This is a genomic window from Actinomadura miaoliensis (assembly GCF_039536785.1).
GTDB lineage: Bacteria > Actinomycetota > Actinomycetes > Streptosporangiales > Streptosporangiaceae > Spirillospora > Spirillospora miaoliensis.
Genome location: NZ_BAAAZG010000024.1, coordinates 20,697 through 43,686, shown reverse-complemented (window position 1 = coordinate 43,686; position 22,990 = coordinate 20,697). Strand labels below are relative to the sequence as shown.

Here is a 22,990-nt window from a genome sequence, read left to right as displayed (position 1 = left end):
ATGCCTCCTTTCGCGGGTTTGTCCGATGGCGGTGTCAGCAGATGCGGGGGAGCTGTTCGCCGACGAGCATGTCGACGACGCGGGTGGCACCGAGCAGCGTGCGCATCAGGACACGCCCGGGATGCCCGGCGGTCACCTCGCCGATCCGGCGGGCCTGGGCTCCCTCGGCGCGGGCGCGCATCGCGTCCAGGACCGCGCCGGCCGAGGTGGGCGCGACGAAGGCGACCAGGCAGCCCTCGTTGGCCACGTGCAGCGGGTCGAGACCGAGCAGCTCGCAGGCGGCGGCCACGGGCGGCGGAACGGGCACGGAGTCCTCGTCGATCTCCACGCCCACCGACGAGGCCTCGGCGAGCTCGTTGAGGGTGCTGGCCAGGCCGCCGCGAGTCGGGTCGCGCAGCGTGTGCACCTCGCGTCCGGCGGCCTCGATCATCGCGGCGACCAGCGCGTGCAGCGGCCTGCTGTCGGAGGCGATCTCGGCCTCGAAGCCGAGGCTCTCGCGGGCGCTGAGGATCGCGGTGCCGTGCAGCGCGATCGGCCCGGACAGCAGGACGGCGTCGCCGGGACGGCCCCCGGCCGCCGACGGCTGCGCGTCCGGCGGGCGGACGCCCAGCCCGGTGGTGGTGACGTACAGTCCGTCGGCGGCGCCGCGCTGCACGACCTTGGTGTCGCCGGTGACGATCCGCACGCCCGCCGCGTCCGCCGCGCGCGCCGCCGACGCGGTGACCGCGCGCAGCTCGTCCAGCGGCAGGCCCTCCTCGACGATGTAGGCGAGGCTGAGCGCCACCGGCCGGGCGCCGCGCATGGCCACGTCGTTGATGGTGCCGTGCACGGCCAGGGCGCCGATGTCGCCGCCGGGGAAGACGCGGGGCGTGACGACGAAGGAGTCGGTGCTGATCACCACCTCGGCGGTGCCGGTGTCGACGGTGGCGGCGTCCTCGCTGGTCACGTCGCCGCCGAGTTCGGCGGCGATCACGTCGCCGAGCAGCTCGGCCATCAGTCGACCGCCCGACCCGTGCCCGAGCAGCACCCGTTCGGTCTCGACCGCCGGGACGGGGCAGCTCATGGTGGTCGGATCGGTCATCGCGTTCTCCCGGCGTTGTAGAAGGCGGCGCAGGTGCCCTCGCTGGAGACCATCGGCGCGCCCAGCGGGTGGCGGGGCGTGCAGCGCGTGCCGTACGCGGCGCAGTCGGTGGGCAGCCTGGTGCCCCGCAGGATCGCTCCGGCGATGCACTCGGCGTTCTCGGCGGAGTCGAGGTCGCCCGTGCCGAAGCGACGCTCGGCGTCGTAGGCGGCGAACTCGGGCGCCAGCGCCAGACCGCTCGCGGGGATGGGGCCGATGCCGCGCCATGCCCGGGTGGTCACCTGGAACACGCGGCGCACGGCGTTCTGGGCGGCGGTGTTGCCGGAGCGGCGGACGGCGCGGACGTACTGGTTCTCGACCTGGCAGCGGCCGTCCTCCAACTGGCGGACGGCCATCAGGATGCCTTCCAGCAGGTCGAGCGGCTCGAAGCCGGTGACCACGATGGGCACCCGGTAGCGGGCGGCGATCGGTTCGTACTCGGTCCAGCCCATCACCGCGCACACGTGTCCGGCGGCCAGGAACGCCTGCACCTGGTTGTCGGCGGAGTCGAGGATGGCGGTGATGGCGGGAGGCACCAGCACGTGGCTGACGAGCATGGAGAAGTTGTCCAGGCCCAGGGCATGGGCGCGCAGCACGGCCATGGCGTTGGCCGGGGCGGTGGTCTCGAAACCGACCGCGAAGAAGACGACCTGGCGGCCCGGGTTGTCGGCGGCCAGTCGGACGGCGTCCAGCGGAGTGTAGACGACACGCACGTCAGCGCCGCGGGCGCGCGACCCGAGCAGGTCGCCGGAGGTACCCGGCACGCGCAGCATGTCGCCGAAGCTGGTGAAGGTCACTTCCGGACGGGCGGCGATGGCCAGGGCGCGGTCCAGCGTCTCCAGCGGCGTGACGCAGACCGGGCAGCCAGGGCCGTGGATCATGCGCACGGTCGCGGGCAGCAGCTCGTCGATGCCCTGCCGGACGATGGTGTGCGTCTGCCCGCCGCAGACCTCCATGATCGTCCAGGGGTGGGTGGCGGCGGCGTGGATGTCGGCCAGCAGCCGCCGGGCAAGGACGGGGTCTCGGTACTCGTCCAGGAATCTCATGCCGCTCCCCCGCTCTCCTCGCCGGTGCCCAGTTCGGTGCGCAGCGCGTCGGGGATGGCCCGGAGCACGGCGAGGGTGCGCGCGGCCTCCTCCTCGTCGACCGTGCTGATCGCGAAACCGACGTGGACGATGACGAAGTCGCCCAAACCCGCCTCGGGGGCGTAGGCGAGACAGACCTCGCGGCGGACGCCGTCGAAGTCGACCACGCCCATGCGCGGGTCGGCGTCGAGGATCTCGACGACGCGTCCGGGGATGCCCAGGCACATGACGCTCACCCTCCGTCCGGGCCACGCGATCCGTCGGCGGCCGCCAGCCGGGCCGCCGCGATCGCGGCCTGTCCATAGCTGATGCCGCCGTCGTTCACCGGGATCCGCTCGCCGAGCAAGGCCGTGAAGCCCGCGCGTTCCAGCGCGGTGACGACGGCGGTGGCGAGCGTGCGGTTCTGGAACACACCCCCCGACAGGCAGACGGTGCCGACGCCGGTCTCGGTGGCGGCGCGTTCGCACAGCACGGCGGTGGCGGCGGCGAGGGTCTGGTGGAAAGCCGCGGCGATGCCTCCGATGGGCCGGCCGTCCGCCCGGGCCTGCACCACCTCGCGGAGGGTGGGCGCGGCGTCGTACACCCACTGGCCGTCGCGCCGCACAACCCGCCAGGCGAGCGGGTCGGTGTCCCCATGCCTCATGGCGGCCGCCTCCAACCGCATGGCGGCCTCGCCCTCGTAGCGGTTGTCGTCGCAGATCCCCAGCAGGGCGGCCACAGCGTCGAACAGCCGCCCGGCGCTGGAGGCCAACGGCGAGTTCACCCCGCGGTCGATCATGCGGCGCGCGACGGCGACCTCGCGTCGCGGCAACCGCGCCAGCAGGTCGGCGGCCAGTTCCGGATCCGGGCCGCTCTCCCCCAGTGGTTCGGCGCCGAACACATAGCCGAGTGCCATGCGGGCCGGGCGCCGCACGGCCACGGCGCCCCCGCACAACGGCGCCCGCGAGAAGCGGCCGAGCCTCCGGTAGGCCGTGTAGGTGGCCAGCATGATCTCCCCGCCCCAGAACGTGCCGTCGTCCCCCAATCCGAGACCGTCGTAGGCGACACCGAGGAACGGGCCGCGGACGCCGTGTTCGGCGGCGGTCGCGGCGACGTGGGCATGATGATGCTGGACGGCGATCCGCCGCCCTGCGGGCCACCGCGCCGCGTGCTTGCTGGACAGGTACTCCGGATGCAGGTCGTGCGCGACATACGCCGGTTGGACGTCCTCGACGCGCAGGCAGCGCTCCAGCGAACGTTCGAACGCCGCGAAGGTCTCGGCGTTCTCCAGGTCACCGGTGTGCGGTCCGACGACGGCACGCCCACCGTTGGCGACGGTGAAGGTGTGCTTGAGCTGGGCGCCCAGCGCCAGGATCGGCTCCGGGGCGGCGACCGGCAGCGGCAGCGGAGCCGGGACGTACCCGCGGGCACGGCGCACGGTGGACGGCCGCCCCGCGACGGCGCGCACCACCGAGTCGTCGTAGCGTGCCAGGACCGGCCGGTCGTGGCTCAGGACGCCGTCGGTGACCGGGCCGAGCAGGCGACGGGCCGCGTCGTCGTCGATCACCATGGGGCTGTCGGCGCGGTTGCCGCTGGTCACGACGAGCGGCCGGGCGAGGTCGCGCAGCAGCAGGTGGTGCAGCGGGCTGTAGGGCAGGAACACACCCACGTCCGGCAGGCCGTCGCACACCTGCGGAGCCAGCGTCCCGCGCCTGCGGGGAGCCAGCACGATGGGACGTGCGGGTGAGGTCAGCAGGCCGACGTCGGTGACGGCCAGCGCGGCGAGCGCGCACGCGTACGCCACGTCCGGCACCATGACGGCGAGCGGCTTGCCCTCCCGCCCCTTGGCGGCGCGCACCCGTTCGACCGCCCCCGGATCGGTGGCGTCGCACACGAGCTGGTAGCCGCCGATGCCCTTCACCGCGATCACGCCGCCGTCGCGGAGTGCCGCCTCGGCGGCGGCCAAGGCGTCCTCCCCCTGCTCGCCGCTCGGATACCAGGCGAGACTCGGCCCGCAGGCCGGGCAGGCGACGGGCTCAGCGTGGAAACGACGGTCGGCCGGGTCGCGGTACTCGGCCGCACACGCCGGGCACATGACGAAGGCGCCCATCGTCGTGCGTTCCCGGTCGTAAGGCAGACCCGCGATGATCGTGGCCCGTGGCCCGCAGGCGGTGCAGTTGACGAACGGATACCGGTACCGCCGGTCACCCGGATCGAACAGCTCCCCCAAGCAGTCCGCACAGGTGGCCAGGTCTGGCGGCACGTCCCGGGTGGGCGACCCGCCCGAAGCGCTGCCGAGCACCGCGAACCCCGCCGGGACCACTGCCTCGGCCGGACGCGACGCCGCCACGCTCGTCACGCCGGTCACCGACGCCTGGCGGGGCGCCTCGGCGACCAGACGGGCCGCGAAGTCGTCCAGCGCCGGACGCGCACCAGCCGCGTTGATCACCACGATCCCGCCGCTGTTGCGCACGTCCCCGCGCAGCCCGCAGGCCGTCGCCAGGCGGTACACGAACGGCCGGAAACCCACGCCCTGCACGGTTCCGCGCACCTCGAACCGCCACAGCTCGATCTCGTCGGTCTCCTCGCGGGTTCGCACGCTGGTCATAAGGCCAGCCTCGCCCGCCGTCCGCGACACCTGGCAGGGCCGCGCGACCTCGGCGGCCGGGACGAAGGTCCCGACTGCTCAGCCCTCTGTAAGAAGGGCTTTCGGGGTGCGGGGCGAGGGGACAAAGCCCCTCCCAGCCCCTGCCGCCCGCTTCTAGCGTCGGTAGGGACCGAGGGAGGAGCCATGCGACGATCACATGCGGCGCGCACGGGCGCCCGTCTGTGCCCGCTCCCGCGGCTGCGCCCGCTCGCCCGGCGGCTCGGATTCGGCCACAGCGACCTGCGGCGTCCCGTCGACCGCGCACAACGCACCGTCGGCGTCGCGATCGTCCTTGTGTTCCTCGTGATCGCGGCGCCGCTGGCGATCTGGGCGGCGAGCCACGCCCACCAGGCGGGCCTGCACGCCGAGGCCGCCCAGAAGGTCGGCCGGTACCCGGTCGTCGCGACGATCAGGCAGCCCTCGGCGGGTGCCGTCGTGGACACCGGCGATCAGTCGCCGTCCACGGTGTGGGCGCGCTGGCGTGCCCCGGACGGCACGGCTCGTACCGGGGAGATCCCGGCGTGGCCGTCCGCAGGCAAGGACGGCACCCGGCGGATTTGGGTGAACACCAATGGTGACCTCGTCGCCCGGCCGTTGTCACGAGAGCAGGTCGTCGTGGACACGGCGCTGGCCGCCTGCTGGGTCGTCATGGGGGTGGGGACACCCCTGGCCTTCGTGTACGCGCTGACCCGGCGCGTGTGCGACCGCCGTCGCGCGGCGTCGTGGGACAGGGCGTGGGAGCGGCTCGACCGCCGCTACGCCGGTTGACCGCCGCCGGTTGTCCGCCAGAGCGCTCACGCTGATCCGCCCGCTTTGTCAGTTCATGCGTCAGTTCGTGTGGGGACGTATCACCGCCACCGGGCAGTGCGCCCGGTGCAGCATGGCATGCCCCACCGAGCCGAGCAGCAGCCCGGTGAACCCGCCGCGGCCGCGCGATCCCACGATGAGCAGATCGGCGCGTTCCGATGCCGCCGCCAGCGCCCGGGTGGCCCGCGCCCGTGTCACCTCCGGCACCACCGTGACGTCGGGATGCTTCTCCCGCCAGCCGGCCAGCGACTCGCTCAGGAGCCGCCTTTCCTCAGCCGCGACGATCTCAGGATCGAACACCAGCGGCTGCATGTCACCCGGCCTCGTCGACGCCGGGTGCGTCCACGCCAGCACCGCGCGCAGCCTCGCCTGGCGCAACTCGGCCTCCTCGAACGCGAAGCGCACCGCCGCCGCGCCGGCCGGCGATCCGTCCACCCCCACCACGATCTCGCCATGGACCTCCGGGCCGACGGCCGGCACCGCGACCGCCGGGCATCGGGCGTGCGAGGCGACCTGCAAGGCCACCGATCCCAGCAACACCTCGGCCAGGGCGCCGGTGCCCCGGGAACCCACGACGAGCATGGCCGCGTTCTCGGCCGCCTCGATCAAGGTCGCGGCGGGCTGGCCGCTCGACCGCTCCCCCGCCACCCGCAGGTCCGGCACGCGTCGGCGCGCGCGCTGGAGGCCCTCGTCGACGACCTGCTGCCCCTCACCGGTGTTCACCTGCCCCTCCCATACGGCTACCACGCGGGGATCGACCGGAATGTCGAGCGGCCAGGGCACCATCACGTGGACGACCCGCAGACTGGCCGCACGGCGGTGCGCCTCCTCGGCCGCCCAATCCACCGCCACCAGAGCGTGCTCCGAGCCGTCGACTCCGACTACGATCTCGTTCATATTCGTGACGCTAGGCGACCCTGGGCTGCCGTCCAGGGGGATTTTGGCCCCGGTCACCGGGACTTTAGGCTCGCTCAACGGCCCCGATGCGGCGCTGATGCACATTGGTCGCCCAGGGCCCTTGATTGTTGGGAGGGGCAGGGCCTCTGCTGCCGTCGGCCGGGGAGCTCCAAGCGTCGGTGACCAGAGGCTGTCTCCATACGTCACGTGGGACGCGAGATGCGCGACCGGAGAGATCGCGCTGTTCGACGGCTCCTGATGGAACCAGGCGGGACCGGTGCCCAGTTCGTGACGTGCGGGCTACGTCCCGGGTCACGCCATGCCCCTGCCCCCTTGAGGCGCCCGGCGGCGGGCCAGGAGAGAGACGATCCGCTCCGCAACCGCTTCGACGGCGGCGGCGACCGGGGGAGTCAGCTCACACCCCCAGCCGAACTCGGCTCCTTCGATGGCGAGGACGCGCAGCGCCCCGGGCATCCGGTCGACCGCCCGGCCCAGCGCGACGGCCTCGCCCAGGCCCAGCGTGTGGCTGCTCGCGACCCCGCCGGAACGGAGCGCGGTGTCGGGTCCGATCTCGTGGACGTGTCCGGGACGGCACGGCTCGGCGCGTACGGCGTCGACGACGATCGCAAGGTCGGCGCCGGCCCACAGCTCGATGAGCCGCGCGGGTTCGCCGTCGGTAACCGCCAGCGTCACCCCGTCCGGCGTCCGCCCGCGCAGCGCCTCCACCACGGCGGGGCCGGCGCCATCGTCGCGGCGGAACCGGTCGCCGACGCCGATCACGATCGGCATCGCCGGTCCACGGTCAGGTCAAGGAAGTGTGTGGAGCAGGAGATGCACGGGTCGTAGTTGCGGATCGCCCGCTCGCACGCGCGGGTGAGCGCCGAGTCATCCAGGTCGAGCCAGGCCGCCACGAACCGGCGCAGGTCGTCCTCGATGGCCGCCTGGTTCTGTGAGGTCGGCGGGACGATCCTGGCGGCGGTGATACGCCCCTGGGAGTCAAGGTCGTAGCGGTGGTAGAGCAGGCCGCGCGGGGCCTCGGTCACCCCGTGGCCGGTGCCCTTGCGAGGAGCGACCGGAACGTAGGCGTGATCGGGCGGCCGGTAAGCGGCGATGAGGCGAAGCGCCTCCTCGACGGCGCAGACGATCTCGACGGCGCGTACCACGATGCTCTGGAACGGGTTGCGGCACTCGGCTCCGAGCCCGGCCTCGTCGGCGGCCTGGGCGGCGATCGGCGGCAGCCGGTCGCGGTTGAGCGAGAACCGGGCCAGAGGGCCGGTCATGTACCGGGCGCCGTCCACCAGGCGTGCGTGCAAGGCCGTGGAGTGCGGGACGTGCATCTCGACGACGTGGTTCTCGAAGGCGGAGGCGGTGAAGGAGCGGCCGCCCGTCGTGCGCGGAATGCCTGATTCGAGCGGATAGTCGTCGGCGGTGGTGAGCGCCAGGTATTCGTGGTCGTGGGTGAAGCCGGGGAAGTCCAGGCCGGCCGCCCATCGCACGGTGGCGAGGGCGTCGTCGAGCGCGTGCCGCAGCATGTCGGCGAGCGGACGCAGCTCCGCCGGAGGCGGGGTTCGGTAGAAGCCGCCCACGCGGACGTTCACCGGGTGAATGGCACGCCCGCCGAGCGTCTCCATCAGAGTGTTCCCGGCCTTCTTCAGCCGCAGCCCGCGCTGGACGAGGTCGCGGTCGGCCCGGGCGAGGTCGATGGCGCTGGGGTACCCCAGGAAGTCGGGGGCGTGCAGCAGGTAGATGTGCAGGGCGTGGCTTTCGATCCACTCGCCGCAGTACAGCAGGCGGCGCAGGTCGTTCAGCGGGCCGTCCACGGTGACCCCGCAGGCGTCCTCGACGGCCTGGCACGCGCTCATCTGGTACGCGACGGGGCAGATGCCGCAGATGCGGGCGGTGATGTCGGGTGGCTCGGTGTAGGCGCGGCCGCGCAGGAACGCCTCGAAGAAGCGGGGTGGTTCGTAGATGTCCAGCCGCACCTCCTCGACCGTGGAGTCGTGGACACGGACGTACATCGCGCCCTCACCCTCCACCCGCGCCAAGGCGCCGACGCTCAGCGTGCGTTCATGCCGGTGTGTCATGACCCGCCCCCGGGGGTGTCCGGCCGTCGGAGTTCGTGGTCTTCCTCGCGGAATGCCGCGACGTTGAAGGTGGACAGGACCCGCTCGGTCTCGTCGGGCGTCATGTCCAGCCAGGGCAGCAACCCGCGTGTGTTGGGCCGGGCGCCGCTCCAGTTCGGGGACGGGCCGAAGCAGCCGTAGCAGCCGCGTCCGTACGCCGGGCAGATGGCGCCACAGCCGGCGTGCGTGATCGGCCCCAGGCACGGCGTGCCGTGGGCGACCATGACGCAGACGTTGCCGCGCCGCTTGCATTCGAAGCACACTGGGTGCTGCGAAATGTGTGGCTTGCGGCCCATGAGGAACGCCGACAGAACCTCCAGCAACTGCCGCCGGTCAATGGGGCAACCTTGCAGCTCGAAGTCCACGCGGACGTGCGCGCTGATCGGCGTGGACGTCTCCAGGGTGGCCACGTACTCCGGGCGGGCGTAGACCAGCGAGGCGAATTCCTCCACGTCGGCGAAGTTGCGCAGTGCCTGGACGCCTCCTGCGGTGGCGCAGGCCCCGATGGTGATCAGCGTGCCGCTGATCTCCCGGATGTGCCGGATGCGCTCGGCGTCGTCGGGTGTGGTGATCGACCCTTCGACCAGGGACACGTCGTACGGGCCGGGTGCGGTCTCGTCGGACGCCTCCAGGAAGTGTGTGATCTCCACTTCCCCGGCGAGGGTGAGGAGTTCGTCCTCGCAGTCCAGGAGGGTGAGCTGGCAGCCGTCGCAGGAGGCGAACTTCCACACCGCCAGCGTCGGCTTCTCCTTGTTCATGTCACAGCTCCTTCACGGCCATGAGGGGCTCGGCGCGCTCATAGGGAATGACCGGCCCTTCGCGGCACAGCAGCAGCGGCCCCAGCTGGCAGTGGCCGCACCAGCCGACGCCGCAGCGCATGTTGCGCTCCAGGGACAGCCGCACGCGGTCACCCGGCACCCCGCGCTCCACCAGGCCCTGTGCGGTGAGCCGCATCATGATCTCCGGGCCGCACACGAACGCGGCCGAGCGGGCCGGGTCGGCGTCCACCAGGTCGATCAGGGAGGTGATCAGGCCGACGTGCCCGGTCCAGTCCGCCGCGGCGCGGTCCACGGTGACCTCCACCTGCACGCCGCACCGCCGCCAGTCCTGCAGCTCGTCCGGATACAGCAGGTCGGCGGGAGTCCGGGCGCCGACGAGCAACACGACGCGTCCGTAGCGGCCGGGTTCGGCCAGCGCACGCAGAACCACCGACCGCAGCGGCGCCAGGCCGATGCCTCCGGCGGCGAGGATCAGGTCGAAACCTTGTACCTCCTCCAGCCCCCAGCCGATGCCGAACGGGCCACGCAGCCCGAGCATCGCCCCCGGGTGCGCGTCGCACAGCGCGCGGGTGACCGCGCCGACCGCCCGCACGGTCTGCTCGACCAGTGGTCTCGCACCGCCGGCACCGTCCACCCCGCCGCTGACGGAGATCGGCACCTCACCCACGCCCCAGGCGTACATCATCGTGAACTGGCCGGGGCTCGGCTCGGCGATCCGGGCGGCCACGGGCTCCAAGGCGAGCGTGACGGTGTCCCGGGTCTCCTGGCGGCGTTCCGCCACCCGGTACGGCACAGGTGTCAGGGGCGCCATCGGACCTCCGCCGCGTCCCCGTACAGGTCCAGCAGGCGGATCCGGGTGGCCTGTAGACGGTCCACGACCACCTCGGCGAACCGTCGCGTCAGCTCGTGCGCCAGCCGCGGGTCGAGCGCCCAGATGAGGCGCACCAGCCGGGCGTCGAACTCCAGGGCCCGCACCGGCCGCGTCGCCACCGCCCCGAACCTCCACCGGTAGGGCGGGAACAGCCAGGACCAGCCGACGATCGCGCTGCGGCCCAGCGTCTCGACGATCAGCGTGCCCCGGTCCGGCAGGTGCAGGTCCAGGGCGACGGTCCCGTCCTGGACGATCCAGAACCGGTCCGCCGTGCCGCCCTCCTCGAACAGCCGCCGGTCGGCGGGGAAGCTGACCGGGCGCGCTGTGGGCGCGAGCCTGGCCAGATCGGCGGCGTCCATCCCCGTGAAGACGGCCTGCCCCGCCAGCTGCTCAATCCCCACTTCGGTCATGACGCACCTCCTCCCCTGAAGCACGTTCGTCGCGCTCGGCCCGCAGGGCCGCCACCTCCTCGGTCAGGTCGATGCCGACCGGGCACCACACGATGCAGCGGCCGCAGCCGACGCAGCCGGACGAGCCGAACTGGTCGTGCCAGGTGCCGACCTTGTGCGTCAGCCACTGCCGGTACCGGCTCTTGGGGGAGGAGCGCACGTCGCCGCCGTGCAGGTGGGAGAAGTCGAGGTCAAAGCAGGAGTCCCACAACTGCCAGCGCTCGGCGTGCTCGCCGGTCAGGTCGGTGGTGTCCTCGACGGTCGTGCAGAAGCACGTCGGGCACACCATCGTGCAGTTGCCGCAGCTCAGGCAGCGGGATGCCACCTCGTCCCAGCGCGCGTAGTCCAGGCTGCCCGCCATGAGGTCGCGCAGGCCGAGGGCGGGCATCTCCCGTCCCATGTGCTCGGCGGCCGCGGCGACCTCCGCGCGGGCGCGTTCCCGAAGATCCTCGCCTGCCTCCTCGGTGGGCACCTCGGCCAGGACGGCCGATCCCGCCTCGCTGCCGACCTCGACGACATAACGGGGACTCCCGTCGTCGATCAGTTCGGTGAGCGCCAGGTCGTAGCCGGGTCCCGACTTCGGGCCCGTCCCCATCGAGGCGCAGAAGCACGTCTCGCCCGGCTCGGTGCAGTCGACCGCGACGATGAACACGCCCTCGCGTCTCGACGCGTACGCGGAGTCGGTGTGGCGGCCGCCCATGAGGACCTTGTCCTGGATCTCGATGGCGCGTAGGTCGCACGGGCGCACGCCGAGGAAGGCGTAGCGAGGCGGCTCGGGCCGCTCCTCTCGCACCTCGAACCCGTCCTCGGTGCGGTCGGCCTCCCACAGCTTCACCCGCGGCCGGTGCAGGAACGGCTTCCACGACTGGGGACCCGCTGAATGACCGAACGCAGCCTGATCGTCGCGGCGCCGGACTCGGTAGCCGCCGGGCGCGAGCGTGACGCCCCAGCCGAACGGCAGGTCGTCGGCCGAGCGCAGCTCGTCGAGAACGATCGCGCCGTCGCGGACGGTCGGCCCGACCACCGTGTAGCCGGCCCGGCGCAGGGCGTCGTACAGAGCGCTCAGGCCGGCTGTCATCAGTTTCGCCATCGCCGTTCATTCCTCGCGAATGTCCTCGTGGGTGGGCGGCACGATGGCGACCGAACAGGGGGCGTGCTGGAGCAGCGCGCTGCTGGTGGCCCCGAGGAGCAGCGGGTCCACGGTGCCGCAGCCGCGGTTGCCGACCACGACGAGGTCGGCGTGCTCGGCCGCGTCGAACAGAGCCTCGCGGGGCGGATCCAGGACCAGCGACGTCCACGCGTCAACCTGCGGGTAGCGCACCCGGTAGGGGGCCACGGCGCGTTCCAGCCGGGCGCCGCAGACCTGCTTGAGCTTCTCGTCGTCGTGGAACATGTCCAGTTCCTCGCGCGGCACCGCGCCCGGCTCCCAGCACCCGTACACCGCCAGCAGGCTCCAGCCGCGCAGGGCCGCCTGCTCGAACGCGAACCCCAGGGCCGCGTCACCGCCCGCCGAGCCGTCCACCCCGGCGACCACCCGCCGGTGTCCCAGGACGGGGGTGCGCACGACCAGCACGGGGCAGCGCGCCCGGGCCGGCAGCTGCAACGCGGTCGAGGCCACCGGCAACCGGTCCTGCTCGTGCGAGCCGACGACGATCAGCTCGGCGTCGCCGCCCGCCGACATCAGGGCCGCGTACGCCGGTCCGTCCATGAGCCGCCCGTGGACCCGCACCCCCGGCGCGGCACGCTCGGCCAGCGACACGCCGTGATCGAGAACGTGCTCGCCCATGCGCTTGACGATCGCCGCGCCCTCGTAATCGATGTGGCTGATCGGGTACGGCCAGCGCCAGGCGTGCACGACCGTCAGCGGAAGCCGCCGCAGCCGGGCCTCCAGCGCCGCCCACCCCACGGCATATGCACTCTGTTTGGCCCCGTCATAGCCGACAAGCACGTACGAGCCCCTGCTCATATCGCCTCCCGGTCGCTTGGGTCTTCATCCCATTGCACTCATGGGCCGGGCTCCGGCCCAGGGGCGAAAGACCCCAGGCCACAGGACCTCCGCACACCGCAAGCGCACCGCGAAGAGTCGGGACTTTCGTCCCGGCATCGCGGGACCAACGCAGTCGTGCCGCCGCTCGGAGGAGGGCAGCCTGTAATTGACACCCACCGACGAAACGTGGAGGACCGCCAGGACCGGGACGGGAACAGACGGGCCGTAGCGCTCGCAAGACCCGCCGTCGCCAAGACGGATGACCCGGATATCCAGCCGTCCGCGAGCGACCGCCGGTGGGTGCCGCGTATGGAGCCACTCGCGGCCCTCAGAGTCCATCCTTCTACTTCTCGGGGACCTTCGCCCCTGCCGTCGCGTCTCTCCAGGCTGATGTCGTGGAGGCGGCAAATGGCTCGCGGTCTGGCGTCGCTCGGACCGCCTTCGTGCCTGGAGGCAGATGATGTCGGCTCCCATGACCGACTCCGGGGACTACGCACTGCTGCGGGACGGCTCGATGGTCCACATCCGACCGCTGGCGCCATCGGACCGAGCGGCGCTGCACGGCCTGGTCGACCGGCTGTCCGAACAGTCGGCCTACCTGCGCTTCTTCACCGGCGGCCACCGCACCCCGCACGCCTACATCGACCGGCTCACCGGCGGCGGCTGGCCAGGGCACGCCCTGGTGGCCTTCGCGGGCGGACGGGCGATGGGCCTGGCGGAGATGATCCCCGCCGACCACAGCACCAGCGCGGAGACCGGGGTCCTGGTCGACGACCGGATGCACGGCCGGGGCCTGGGCACACTGCTGCTGGAACAACTGGCGATCCAGGCGTCCGCCCGCGGCATCACCGACTTCACCGCCACGGTGCTGTGGGAGAACAAGTCGATGATGGACCTGCTCGACACGGCCGGGTTCCAGGTGCGGCGCCGCTTCGAGGACCGCGAGTACGATGTCCGCTTCCCGCTGGCGTGCACCGGCGAGCTCATTGCCGCGATCGAGGCGCGCGAGCACACCGCCGGGGCCGCCTCACTCAACCGAGTGCTGCGGCCCTGGTCGGTGGCCGTGATAGGCGCCGGCCGCCACCCGGGGACGGTGGGCCACCGGATCCTGCGCAACCTGCTGGACGGCGGCTACTCCGGCGCCGTCTACCCGGTCAACCCGCACGCCGACCAGATCCTGGGGCTTCCCACGTTCCCCACCGTGTCGGCGATCCCCGGCGGGGTGTGCCTGGCAGTCGTGGCCACGCCACCCGACGCGGTGCTCAAAGTGGCCCGCCACTGCGCCGAACACGGGGTACAGGCGCTGATCGTGGTGACGGCCGGATTCGCCGAGACGGGCCCGGAGGGCGCCCGGCGCGAGGCCGAACTGCTGGCCATCTGCCGCGACGCCGGCATGCGCCTGGTCGGCCCCAACTGCCTGGGCATCGTCAACACCGCCGAGAGCCTGAACGCCAGCTTCCTGCCCGCCATGCCGGCGCGCGGGCGGCTGGCGGTGATGTCGCAGTCCGGGGCGGTCGGCGTGGCGCTGCTAGCGCAGGCCGGGGCGACCGGGCTGGGCGTCTCCAGCTTCGTGTCTGCGGGCAACAAGGCCGACATCAGCGGCAACGACCTGCTGCAGTACTGGGAGGACGACCCCGACACCTCCGTCATCGCGCTCTACCTGGAGTCGTTCGGCAACCCGCGCAAGTTCGCCACCCTGGCCCGCCGGATCGGGGCCCGCAAGCCGATCGTGGTGCTCAAGAGCGGCCGCTCGGACGCCGGCGGTCGCGCCGTCCGCTCGCACACCGCCGCCGCGGCCACCTCCGACATCGCGGTGGACGCGCTGCTGCGCCGCGCCGGGGTCGTCCGCGTCGAGACCGTCCGGGACCTGCTCGACACCACCCGCCTGCTGGCCCACCAGCCGCTCCCCCGCGGACGGCGCGTGGCCGTCGTCGGCAACTCCGGCGGACCCGGTGTGCTGGCCGCCGACGCCTGCGCGGCGCGCGGCCTGCAGGTCCCCGAACTGGCCGAGGCGACCCAGAGCACGCTGCGCCGAGCCCTGGGCGCGGCGGCGGCGGTCGCCAACCCGGTCGACCTCACCGCCGACGCAGGCGCCGTCCAGCTCACCGAAGCGCTGCGGACCGTCCTCGCCGACCCGGGAATCGACGCGGCCATCGCCGTCTACACCCCGCCGTTCGGCTCCGGCGCCGCCACGTCCATGGCGGCGATCGCCGCGGCGGCGCACGGAACGGACAAGCCGGTGCTGGCATGCGTCATCGGCGAGGACGCGCTGATCGACGACGGCACCGTCCAGGTGCCCGCCTACGCCTACCCCGAGCAGGCGGTCACGGCGCTGCGGCACGCGGCCGACCAAGCCGAGTGGCGGCAGCGGCCCGCGGCCCCGGCGGCCGAGCCGACCGGCATCCGACCAGAACAGGCGCACTCCCTCATCGAGGCCGAGCTGCGCTTCACCCCCGAGGGGCGCTGGCTGGACCCGGAGACGACGCACCGGCTGCTGGACCACTACGGCATCGCCATGGCCGAAACGATCAGCGTGGACGGACCGGAGGGCGCCGTCGAGGCCGCCGCGCTGACCGGCTACCCGGTCGCGCTCAAGGCCACCGGACCGGCCCTGGTACACAAGAGCGACATCGGCGGCGTCCGGTTGGGCCTGCGGACGGCCGAACAGGTCCGCCACGCCTACCGGAACATGGCCGCCGCCCTCGGCGATGCAATGACCGGCGCCGTCGTCCAGCGCATGGCGGGCGAGGGCGTCGAGATCATCATCGGCGCGCTGGAGGACCCCAGGTTCGGCCCGCTGGTCATGGTCGGCATGGGCGGAACCGCCGCCGACCTGCTCGGCGACCGGGCGTTCCGCGCGGCGCCCCTGGCCGACGGCGAAGCCGGCGAGATGATCCGCTCGCTGCGCTGCGCCCCGCTACTGACCGGCTACCGCGGCCGCCCACCGGCCGCCATGTCCGCCCTGGAGGACCAGGTGACACGGGTGGCCCGGCTGGTCGCCGACAACCCCGAGATCGCCGAACTCGACCTCAACCCGGTGATCGTCACGCCCCGCGGCACGGCCGCAGTCGACGCACGCATCCGCCTCGCCCCGCCCCCTCCGGCGCCGTCCCCGCTCAACCGCGCCCTCGGCTGAGCCGTCGGCCGCCGCCCAGGCCGCCCGCCACCTGACGGCTCGGCAGCCGACCGTCGGCCGGTCCACGCGGACCTTCGCCCCCACGGAACCGTCGACGGCGTCGTGAAGTTATTTGACGACAGCAGCTCCTGAGCTCGCTCTGCTGGTCCGTGAGGTGATGACCGCGCCGGGGGACGCTGGCATCGTCAGCAAGGTGAACCTGCTGCGCGGCAAGTTCACGGCCAAGCGAAGGCTCCCCGTGCCAAGCCAAAAGCCAGGCGGTGCCACCGATGTCCCGGTGTCACCGCCTGACTCTTTTGGTTCGTGCCTGCTCATCGGCCTCCCGTCGACGCCGGCGGGTCATTTCAGGACGGGGAAGCGACGCACCAGGGCGGTTCGCTTCCACCGCCTGCCCAGACCGAGGGTGTCGCCCGCGCTGACCAGCGCCAGGCCCACCAGCACGATCGCGTAGATCAGGTGGTCGTCCATGAACACGTTGTTCTCCGGGGGCAGCACCGCGCTCCACATCATCACCAGCAACAGCGCGCCCGCCGCCGTCGCGATCCGCATGCCGACGCCCAGCATCACCGCGAGGCCGATTCCGGCGAGGCCGATCATGAACAGCCAGTCGAGTGCGGCCACCCCGGCCATGTCGTGGTAGAAGCCCGCGAACGGGCCCTTGGGCGCGTGCGCGAGGAAGCCCTCGGTCGGGCTTCCGCCGTTGATCCACGCCCTCGCGCCGGGGGTCTCGTGCCCCAGCCCGAAGGTCTTGTCGAGGAATGCCCACACGAACACCCAGCCCAGCGACAGCCGGGCAATCGCCCAGACGTACCGTGCCGCGGGCGATTCGGTCAGCGGAGCAGGCCGGGCCGGGCGCAGTTGAGCGATGGTCCGATGCCCGTTACGGGCCTTGGGAGTGGAGACAGCCATCGTCCTCTCACCTTCTCCAGGGGGTTTGCCACAACCGACTCAACCCCCCGCCCGCCCAGGGCGGCAGGAGCATAAGACTCTTGATCGGCGGGACGTTGGTCCTCCAAGCAGCCGGGGAGCACGGAAACCCCGCCTCGGGGGCAACGTTCCCGCGGCGGCCGCCACCAGGGCCACGCGCCTGCCCGTCCCCTCCGGCAGACCCATCAGCGGACGCATAGTCAGGTAGATGCGGGCGACCCGCGGCCCGTCCGTGGTGGACAGTACCCCCGGCCAGGCTTGCCAGGAACAGCTCGACCGTCGTCGGGCTGCTGTCGACGCCGCCCGGATTTGAAGGGCCGAAGGTCCCGCACGCCGAGGGCTGTCGGCACTGTCGGCAGCACCCCGGCGGCGGCGAGGCTGGTGCCGATCAGGAGGTTCACGATGAATGTGATGCCCGGTCCCCGGTGCGTGGTGGTCGGCGTCGACGGTTCGCCCAACTCGATCGCCGCGCTGCGTCGCGCCGCCGCCGAGGCCCGCCGACGCCACGCCGTTCTGGACGTGATCCACGTCCTGGGTCCCCGCGGCAGCCGCCCGCGCCTGGTGCGCGCCGTCGTCGAGTGGTTGCGCCTGCGTCGGCTGGCCGCACGGGAAATCCCGCGTTCCCGGCAGATCTCCACCCGGCTGCGCGTCCCCTTCGGCGATCCCGGCCAGGTGCTGACGGCGGCGAGTCGCCGCGCCGAGCTGCTGGTCGTCGGTGCCCGTGAGCACTCCGAGCATGGCAATCCCCTGGGTGGGGCGATCGTGTCGGCGGTGCTGGACAGGTCCGCCTGCGAGGTGGTGGTCTGTGCGGATCAGGCCGCGAGCCGTCAGCCGTCCTGATCCCGGAGCTGTCGCCATGACCGCGTGGATTCTGGCTTTCGAGAGCTACGATCCGGCGGCCGAGCGGCTGCACGAGACGCTGTGCACGCTGGGCAACGGGTACTTCGCCACACGCGGAGCCGCCCCCGAGTCGGCCGCCGGCGCCGCGCACTATCCCGGCACCTACATCGCCGGTTGCCACGACCGGCTGGCCACGGCGGTGGCCGGGCGCGTCGTCGAGAACGAGGACCTGGTCAACTGCCCGAACTGGCTGCCGCTGAGCGTGCGCGTCGAGGACGGCCCCTGGTTCGACCTCGACACGGTCCTCGCGGACGGACGGTTGCTGTCGTTCCGGCAGGAGCTCGACATGCGCCGCGGGGTGCTCACCCGTCTGCTGCGGTTCGCCGACGAGGCGGGACGGGTGACCAGGATGGCGCAGCGGCGGATCGTGTCCATGGACGACCCGCACCTGGCGGCCCTGGAGACCACGCTGGTTCCGGAGAACTGGAGCGGCAGGCTGCGCGTCCGATCCGCCATCGACGGCCGGGTGACCAACTGCGGGGTGGAACGCTATCGAGCGTTGAACGGCGCCCACCTGCGTCCGGGCCCGAACGGCGACAACGGCGCGGACACCGCCTGGCTGACCGCGCACACCGCCACCTCGGGAATCGGCGTCGCGGTCGCGGCGCGCACCCGCGCCGACGCCCCCGCAGAGCGGACGTCCCTGAGCGAGCCCGGCTGGACGGCCCATGACCTACTGATCGACGCCGAGGAGGGGACGCAGGTCACCGTGGAGAAGGTGGCGGCCGTGTTCACCTCCCGCGACCGGGCGATCGAAGAGTTCTCGGCCGCCGCCCGCACCCGGGTGGCCCGCGCCGACGGCTTCGAGGAACTGCTGGAGCGGCACGTGGCGGCTTGGGGGCGGCTGTGGCGGCGCTGTCAGCTCAGCGTCGACGATGAGGACGTCCAGCGCGTCCTGAACCTGGACATGTTCCACCTCCTGCAGACCGTCTCCGAGCACACCGTCGATCTGGACGTGGGCGTGCCGGCCCGCGGCCTGCACGGTGAGGCGTACCGGGGGCACGTGTTCTGGGACGAGCTGTTCGTCCTGCCGTTCCTGAGCACGCGGTTCCCGGAGATCGCCCGGGCGCTGCTGCTGTACCGGTGGCGGCGGCTGCCCGAGGCGCGGTGGGCGGCCCGCGCGGCCGGGCACCGCGGCGCGATGTATCCGTGGCAGAGCGGCGCCGACGGGTCGGAGGAGACCCAGCGGCTGCATCTCAACCCCCGCTCCGGCCGCTGGCTGCCTGACCATTCCCACCTGCAACGTCATGTAGGGCTGGCCGTGGCCCACAACGCCTGGCGGTTCTACGAGGTCACCGGCGACGCCGAGTTCCTGGCCGAGTACGGCGCCGAAATGATCCTGGAGGTCGCCCGCTTCTTCGCCGACTTGGCCGTCTACAACCGCGCGCTGGACCGCTACGACATCCGCGGCGTCATGGGCCCGGACGAGTACCACGACGCCTACCCCGGCCGAGACGCCCCCGGCCTGGACAACAACGCCTACACCAACGTCCTGGCCGCGTGGGTGCTGTGCCGCGCCCTGGACGTCCTGCGACTCCTGCCCGAGGACCGCGACGCCGAGCTGCGTGAACGCCTGGCGCTCGGCCCGGGTGAAATCCGGCGGATCGACGAGGTGAGCCGCAAGATGCGGGTCGTGTTCCACGAGGGCGTCCTCACCCAGTTCGAGGGCTACGACCGGCTCGCCGAACTTGACTGGCCGCTCTACCGGCGCCGCTACGGCGACATCCGCCGCCTCGACCGGATCCTGGATGCCGAGGGGGACACACCCAACCGGTACAAGGCGTCCAAGCAGGCCGACGTGCTGATGCTGTTCTACCTGTTCTCGCCGGACGAACTGAGCGCCGTCCTGACCCGGCTGGGCTACCCCTACGACAAGGGGCTGATCGGCCGCACCATCGACTACTACCTGCCCCGCACCTGCCACGGCTCCAGCCTCAGCTCGCTGGTGCACGCCTGGCTGCGGGCACGCACCGACGGGCAGGACGCCTGGCGGCTGTTCACCGAGACGCTGCGCGGCGACATCGACGACAGCCAGCAGGGCACCACCCCGGAAGGGATCCACCTCGGCGCGATGGCAGGCGCGGTCGACCTGGTACAGCGCTGTCACGCGGGTGTCGCAACGCAGGGGGGACGCCTGCACCTGGCACCGCGGCTCCCCGCCGCGATCGGCGAACTGCGGCTCAGCCTCCGCTACCACGGCCACTGGGGCATCGACATCACCTGCACCCAGGACCGCCTGCACGTGGCGCTGCACCCCAGCGTCGCATCCCCGATCGAGATCACCAGCGGCGACGAGACAGTGACCATCGAACCGGGCGGCTCATGGGAACGACCGCTGGAGCACGGCCGCCTGCCGCAGCCAGGCGAGACCCCCGCCACTCCGTCCTCCACACCGCTCAGCTCGGGCCCTACGGCGGCGCACCGATGACCAAGGTCCATCTCCTCAGCGTCGCCGCCGCGGGCAGGGCTGAAGACAGGAACGAACGCTATGTCCGCGACCGGCCCGGCCGCTGGAGATACCGATCTAAGCCCGTCCGTGGCCGCCGTGCAGGAGCGGGTAACAGGCTGAAGAAACGGAAGGGGCCGAGGTCCAGTCCCGGGGCCGCTCAGCACCACGCCGCCCGAATCGGCCCGGTGAGGATAAAGACGAACGACGTCCCAGGAGGGAAAATGCGCCGACGCAAGGTCGAGGACGTCATGACCCGTCAGGTCGTGACCGTCGCCGAGGAGACGCCCTTCATCGAGATCGTGGACGCCATGACCGAGCACCATATCCACGCGGTGCCGGTCGTCGGCCAGGACGGCCAGGTGATCGGGATCGTCACCGACGCCGACCTGCTGCGCAAGCAGGAGTACAAGGACACCGCGGCCCCCAGGACGCTGCTGGAGCTGCTGCGGCACCGCCGCGCGCAGGCCAAGGCCGGCGCGGTCGACGCCCGCGGGCTGATGAGCAGCCCCGCCGTCACGGTGCCCGCCGACGCCACGATCGCCGAGGCCGCCCGGCTGCTGGCCCGGCACGGGTTCAAGCAGGCCCCCGTCGTGGACACCGACGGCCACCCGGCCGGCATCGTCACTCGCGCCGACCTGCTGCGCGTCTTCCTGCGCTCCGACGACGACATCCGCGACGAGATCATCCGCGAGGTCCTGGTGGACCGGCTCTGGCAGGATCCCTCGACGGTTGCCGTCCATGTCCAGGACGGGGTGGTCCAGCTGACCGGACGGGTCGAGCGGCGCAGCATGATCCCGGTGCTGATCCGGCTGGCCGCCGCCACCGAGGGCGTGGTCAACGTCCACGAGCTGCTCTACTACAAGCACGACGACACCATTCCCGAGTCCTACCGCCGGGTGTGACACCGATGCCAACGCCGCTGGACGTCGCGCCGCTCGCCGCCGTGGGCGAGACTCAGATCGGGATCGCCTTCTTCACTCCGACAGCATGCACAAGCTGAAACCGTGAAGCTCGGTTCCTGGACTCCAACACGCGCGGGAAGTGCGAAGCCGCCTCCCACCGGGAGGGCGCGCTCAACCGCAGGTTCAACCCAGGTGTGTCTCGGCGTCGCCTACGTCCACGAACCCTGCGACCGCCTGGTCGTCATGCGCCGGATACCCGCCGACCGGCGCCTCTCCTGCCTGCTCGCCGCACACGTCGCAGTGGACAACCCGCTGCGAGCCGTCGCGCACATCCTGGCGAGCCGGCGCGCCATAACGCCACGAGGCCCGCATATCTCAGTCGAGGACACCCAGGACGCCCTCCAGGGCGGTGACCACCGACAGCTTCGAGCAACTCCGGCCCGCCCACGGCAAGTCGATCGACACCGCCGACCGCCGCTCATCCCGGCCGGCACTTGATGCCGGCCTTGGCGGCGGTGCGCCGGTTCGCCCGGTCGCGCTTAGGCCTGGCCGGCGGGCTGGACGATGGCGACCGTGCACGGCACATGCTGTAGCAGCGCGCTGCTCGTCGCTCCCAGCGCCAGCGGGTCGAGCCCGCCCGCGCCGCGGTTGCCCGCCACGACCAGATCGGCGGCCTCGGCCGCGGCGAACAGTGCCTGCCGTGGCGGCTCGACCACAAGAGTGGCCTCGGCCTCGACCAGCGGGTGACGCGCGCGCCAGGGCGCGATCGCGCGGTCCAGGCGGTCCCGGCTGACCCGGCGCAGTTTCTCCTCGTCGTTGAACAACGCGAGGTCGCCGTCACGAGCGGCGCTGGGCTCCCAGCAGCCGTACACGGCCCGCACCCGCCAGCCACGCAGGTCCGCCTCCTCGAAGGCCATAGCCAGGGCCGCGTCGCCGCCCGCCGAACCGTCAACGCCGACGACCACCTGCCCGAACCGTGTCCCCGTCGTGCGCACGACCACCACCGGGCGATGCGCGCGGGCGGGCAGCCGCAACGCGGTCGACCCCACCGACAGATCATCCGGATCGTGCGAGCCCACCACGATCAGCTCCGCGTCGTGGGAATGGTGCATCAGCGCGGCGTAGGCTGGGCCGTCCATCAGGTGCTTGCGCGTCTCCACCATGGGCGCGATGCTCTGGGCCAAAGCGATCCCACGGTCAAGGATGTTCTCTCCGATCCGCTGAACCTTGGCCATGCAGCCGTAGTCCAAGTAACCGACCGGGTATGGCCAGCGCCAGGCATGGCACATATGAAGCGGCAGACGACGCAGCCGGGCTTCCTCCACAGCCCACAGCAACGCCCGTTCACTCTCTATTGTCGCGTCGTAACCGACGAGCACATACGAACCCCGAGTCATTGTCCCTCCCAAGCCCTAACCTCCATCGGATCCCGATGGCGCAACTCGGCGTAGGGCCGAAAGCCCCTTCACGCACTGCCCTGCGTCACAGATGGTGATCCGCACGTCCGAGGGGCCCACACTCGCCACGATGGTGCGGGGCGCCGTCGTCGCTCTCAAGGCCGACGACTCGACGTCTCGCCACTGGCCGGCCGTGATCGTCGTCTGTCAAGCCTGTTTGGTAACCCATCCAGGCGAGCTGGAAGAGTCGCGCCGACTGCCGCTGCATCGATGACTCGAAAACGAAGCGGAAATGTTCGAGGAACTCATGAATAGGAGCCTCCCATGTCGATTGGCGCTATGGAGGGGGATCACTGATGGGCCAGGCCGAATGGCTGCACCGCAAGGCGCACAGGCGAGAACTGGCGCACATCTAGGCGGAACTGGTGAAGCTCGTCCGCAGCCGAAGCGCGCCCGGCACCACCGGCGCAGGCGCCTCCTGCTGAGAGGCGAAAGTCCCCCGCGCCAAGGGTCGCTCGACACTACGCAGCCCCGA

19 protein-coding genes are annotated in these 22,990 nt (G+C 72.1%); 5 read left to right on the top strand and 14 right to left on the bottom strand.

Features of this window, described 5'->3' with window-relative positions; genetic code table 11:
* Positions 1-34: 34 nt before the first annotated feature.
* From hypE to hypF, 4 genes are read right to left on the bottom strand one after another with little or no spacing between them, the layout of a single operon-like run.
* On the bottom strand, positions 35-1,081 hold the full coding sequence (gene hypE / locus ABD811_RS18975) for a hydrogenase expression/formation protein HypE (RefSeq protein WP_344949080.1): 1,047 nt from the start codon (positions 1,079-1,081) through the stop codon (positions 35-37).
* Entirely contained in the window at positions 1,078-2,166 is a 1,089-nt protein-coding gene (hypD, locus tag ABD811_RS18970; protein WP_344949077.1) for a hydrogenase formation protein HypD, read from the bottom strand. The genes hypE and hypD overlap by 4 nt, the downstream gene beginning before the upstream one ends.
* The gene (locus ABD811_RS18965) at positions 2,163-2,432 is read right to left on the bottom strand and encodes a HypC/HybG/HupF family hydrogenase formation chaperone (protein ID WP_344949075.1); all 270 of its coding nucleotides are present in this window, start codon (positions 2,430-2,432) and stop codon (positions 2,163-2,165) included. The genes hypD and ABD811_RS18965 overlap by 4 nt, the downstream gene beginning before the upstream one ends.
* 5 nt (positions 2,433-2,437) lie before the next feature.
* Entirely contained in the window at positions 2,438-4,792 is a 2,355-nt protein-coding gene (gene hypF / locus ABD811_RS18960; protein WP_344949072.1) for a carbamoyltransferase HypF, read from the bottom strand.
* 183 nt (positions 4,793-4,975) lie between these two features.
* On the opposite strand from hypF, the gene ABD811_RS18955 reads away from it, so the two are divergent.
* Positions 4,976-5,599, top strand: coding sequence for an Rv1733c family protein (locus ABD811_RS18955; RefSeq protein WP_344949069.1), 624 nt, complete (start codon positions 4,976-4,978; stop codon positions 5,597-5,599).
* A gap of 60 nt (positions 5,600-5,659) precedes the next feature.
* Here ABD811_RS18955 and ABD811_RS18950 read toward each other — a convergent pair whose 3' ends face one another.
* The 8 genes from ABD811_RS18950 to ABD811_RS18915 all read right to left on the bottom strand — a co-directional run bounded on the left by ABD811_RS18950 (position 5,660) and on the right by ABD811_RS18915 (position 12,723).
* A complete protein-coding gene (locus ABD811_RS18950) occupies positions 5,660-6,592 on the bottom strand; it encodes a universal stress protein (RefSeq protein ID WP_344949066.1) in 933 nt (310 codons plus the stop codon).
* Between the two features lie 255 nt (positions 6,593-6,847).
* Positions 6,848-7,324 carry a hydrogenase maturation protease gene (locus ABD811_RS18945; protein WP_344949063.1) on the bottom strand — a complete coding sequence of 159 codons (477 nt, stop codon included), beginning with the start codon at positions 7,322-7,324 and terminating at the stop codon, positions 6,848-6,850.
* The gene (locus ABD811_RS18940) at positions 7,312-8,619 is read right to left on the bottom strand and encodes a Ni/Fe hydrogenase subunit alpha (RefSeq protein ID WP_344949061.1); all 1,308 of its coding nucleotides are present in this window, start codon (positions 8,617-8,619) and stop codon (positions 7,312-7,314) included. The genes ABD811_RS18945 and ABD811_RS18940 overlap by 13 nt, the downstream gene beginning before the upstream one ends.
* Positions 8,616-9,416, bottom strand: coding sequence for an NADH-quinone oxidoreductase subunit B family protein (locus ABD811_RS18935; protein ID WP_344949059.1), 801 nt, complete (start codon positions 9,414-9,416; stop codon positions 8,616-8,618). Before ABD811_RS18935 ends, ABD811_RS18940 begins: the two co-directional genes overlap by 4 nt.
* Position 9,417: 1 nt before the next feature.
* Positions 9,418-10,248, bottom strand: coding sequence for an FAD/NAD(P)-binding protein (locus ABD811_RS18930; protein WP_344949056.1), 831 nt, complete (start codon positions 10,246-10,248; stop codon positions 9,418-9,420).
* The gene (locus tag ABD811_RS18925) at positions 10,236-10,718 is read right to left on the bottom strand and encodes a cyclic nucleotide-binding domain-containing protein (protein WP_344949054.1); all 483 of its coding nucleotides are present in this window, start codon (positions 10,716-10,718) and stop codon (positions 10,236-10,238) included. The genes ABD811_RS18930 and ABD811_RS18925 overlap by 13 nt, the downstream gene beginning before the upstream one ends.
* Entirely contained in the window at positions 10,699-11,847 is a 1,149-nt protein-coding gene (locus ABD811_RS18920; RefSeq protein WP_344949051.1) for a 4Fe-4S dicluster domain-containing protein, read from the bottom strand. Before ABD811_RS18920 ends, ABD811_RS18925 begins: the two co-directional genes overlap by 20 nt.
* 6 nt (positions 11,848-11,853) lie before the next feature.
* Positions 11,854-12,723, bottom strand: coding sequence for a universal stress protein (locus ABD811_RS18915; protein ID WP_344949049.1), 870 nt, complete (start codon positions 12,721-12,723; stop codon positions 11,854-11,856).
* A 493-nt stretch (positions 12,724-13,216) separates the two neighbouring features.
* Between ABD811_RS18915 and ABD811_RS18910 the strand changes: the two genes are divergently transcribed.
* A complete protein-coding gene (locus tag ABD811_RS18910) occupies positions 13,217-15,880 on the top strand; it encodes a bifunctional acetate--CoA ligase family protein/GNAT family N-acetyltransferase (RefSeq protein WP_344949046.1) in 2,664 nt (887 codons plus the stop codon).
* A gap of 339 nt (positions 15,881-16,219) precedes the next feature.
* On the opposite strand, the gene ABD811_RS18905 is transcribed toward ABD811_RS18910, so the two are convergent.
* Positions 16,220-16,789 (bottom strand): hypothetical protein, encoded by a 570-nt coding sequence (locus ABD811_RS18905; RefSeq protein ID WP_344949044.1) that lies wholly within the window; start codon positions 16,787-16,789, stop codon positions 16,220-16,222.
* 429 nt (positions 16,790-17,218) lie between these two features.
* Between ABD811_RS18905 and ABD811_RS18900 the strand changes: the two genes are divergently transcribed.
* The 3 genes from ABD811_RS18900 to ABD811_RS18890 all read left to right on the top strand — a co-directional run bounded on the left by ABD811_RS18900 (position 17,219) and on the right by ABD811_RS18890 (position 21,058).
* Entirely contained in the window at positions 17,219-17,647 is a 429-nt protein-coding gene (locus tag ABD811_RS18900; RefSeq protein ID WP_344949041.1) for a universal stress protein, read from the top strand.
* A 16-nt stretch (positions 17,648-17,663) separates the two neighbouring features.
* Positions 17,664-20,135 (top strand): glycoside hydrolase family 65 protein, encoded by a 2,472-nt coding sequence (locus tag ABD811_RS18895; protein ID WP_344949038.1) that lies wholly within the window; start codon positions 17,664-17,666, stop codon positions 20,133-20,135.
* 242 nt (positions 20,136-20,377) lie between these two features.
* Positions 20,378-21,058: a CBS domain-containing protein gene (locus ABD811_RS18890; protein ID WP_344949035.1), complete on the top strand. Its 681-nt coding sequence runs from the start codon at positions 20,378-20,380 to the stop codon at positions 21,056-21,058.
* A 539-nt stretch (positions 21,059-21,597) separates the two neighbouring features.
* Here the strand turns inward: ABD811_RS18890 and ABD811_RS18885 are convergent.
* On the bottom strand, positions 21,598-22,437 hold the full coding sequence (locus ABD811_RS18885; protein WP_344949033.1) for a universal stress protein: 840 nt from the start codon (positions 22,435-22,437) through the stop codon (positions 21,598-21,600).
* Positions 22,438-22,990: the final 553 nt, after the last annotated feature.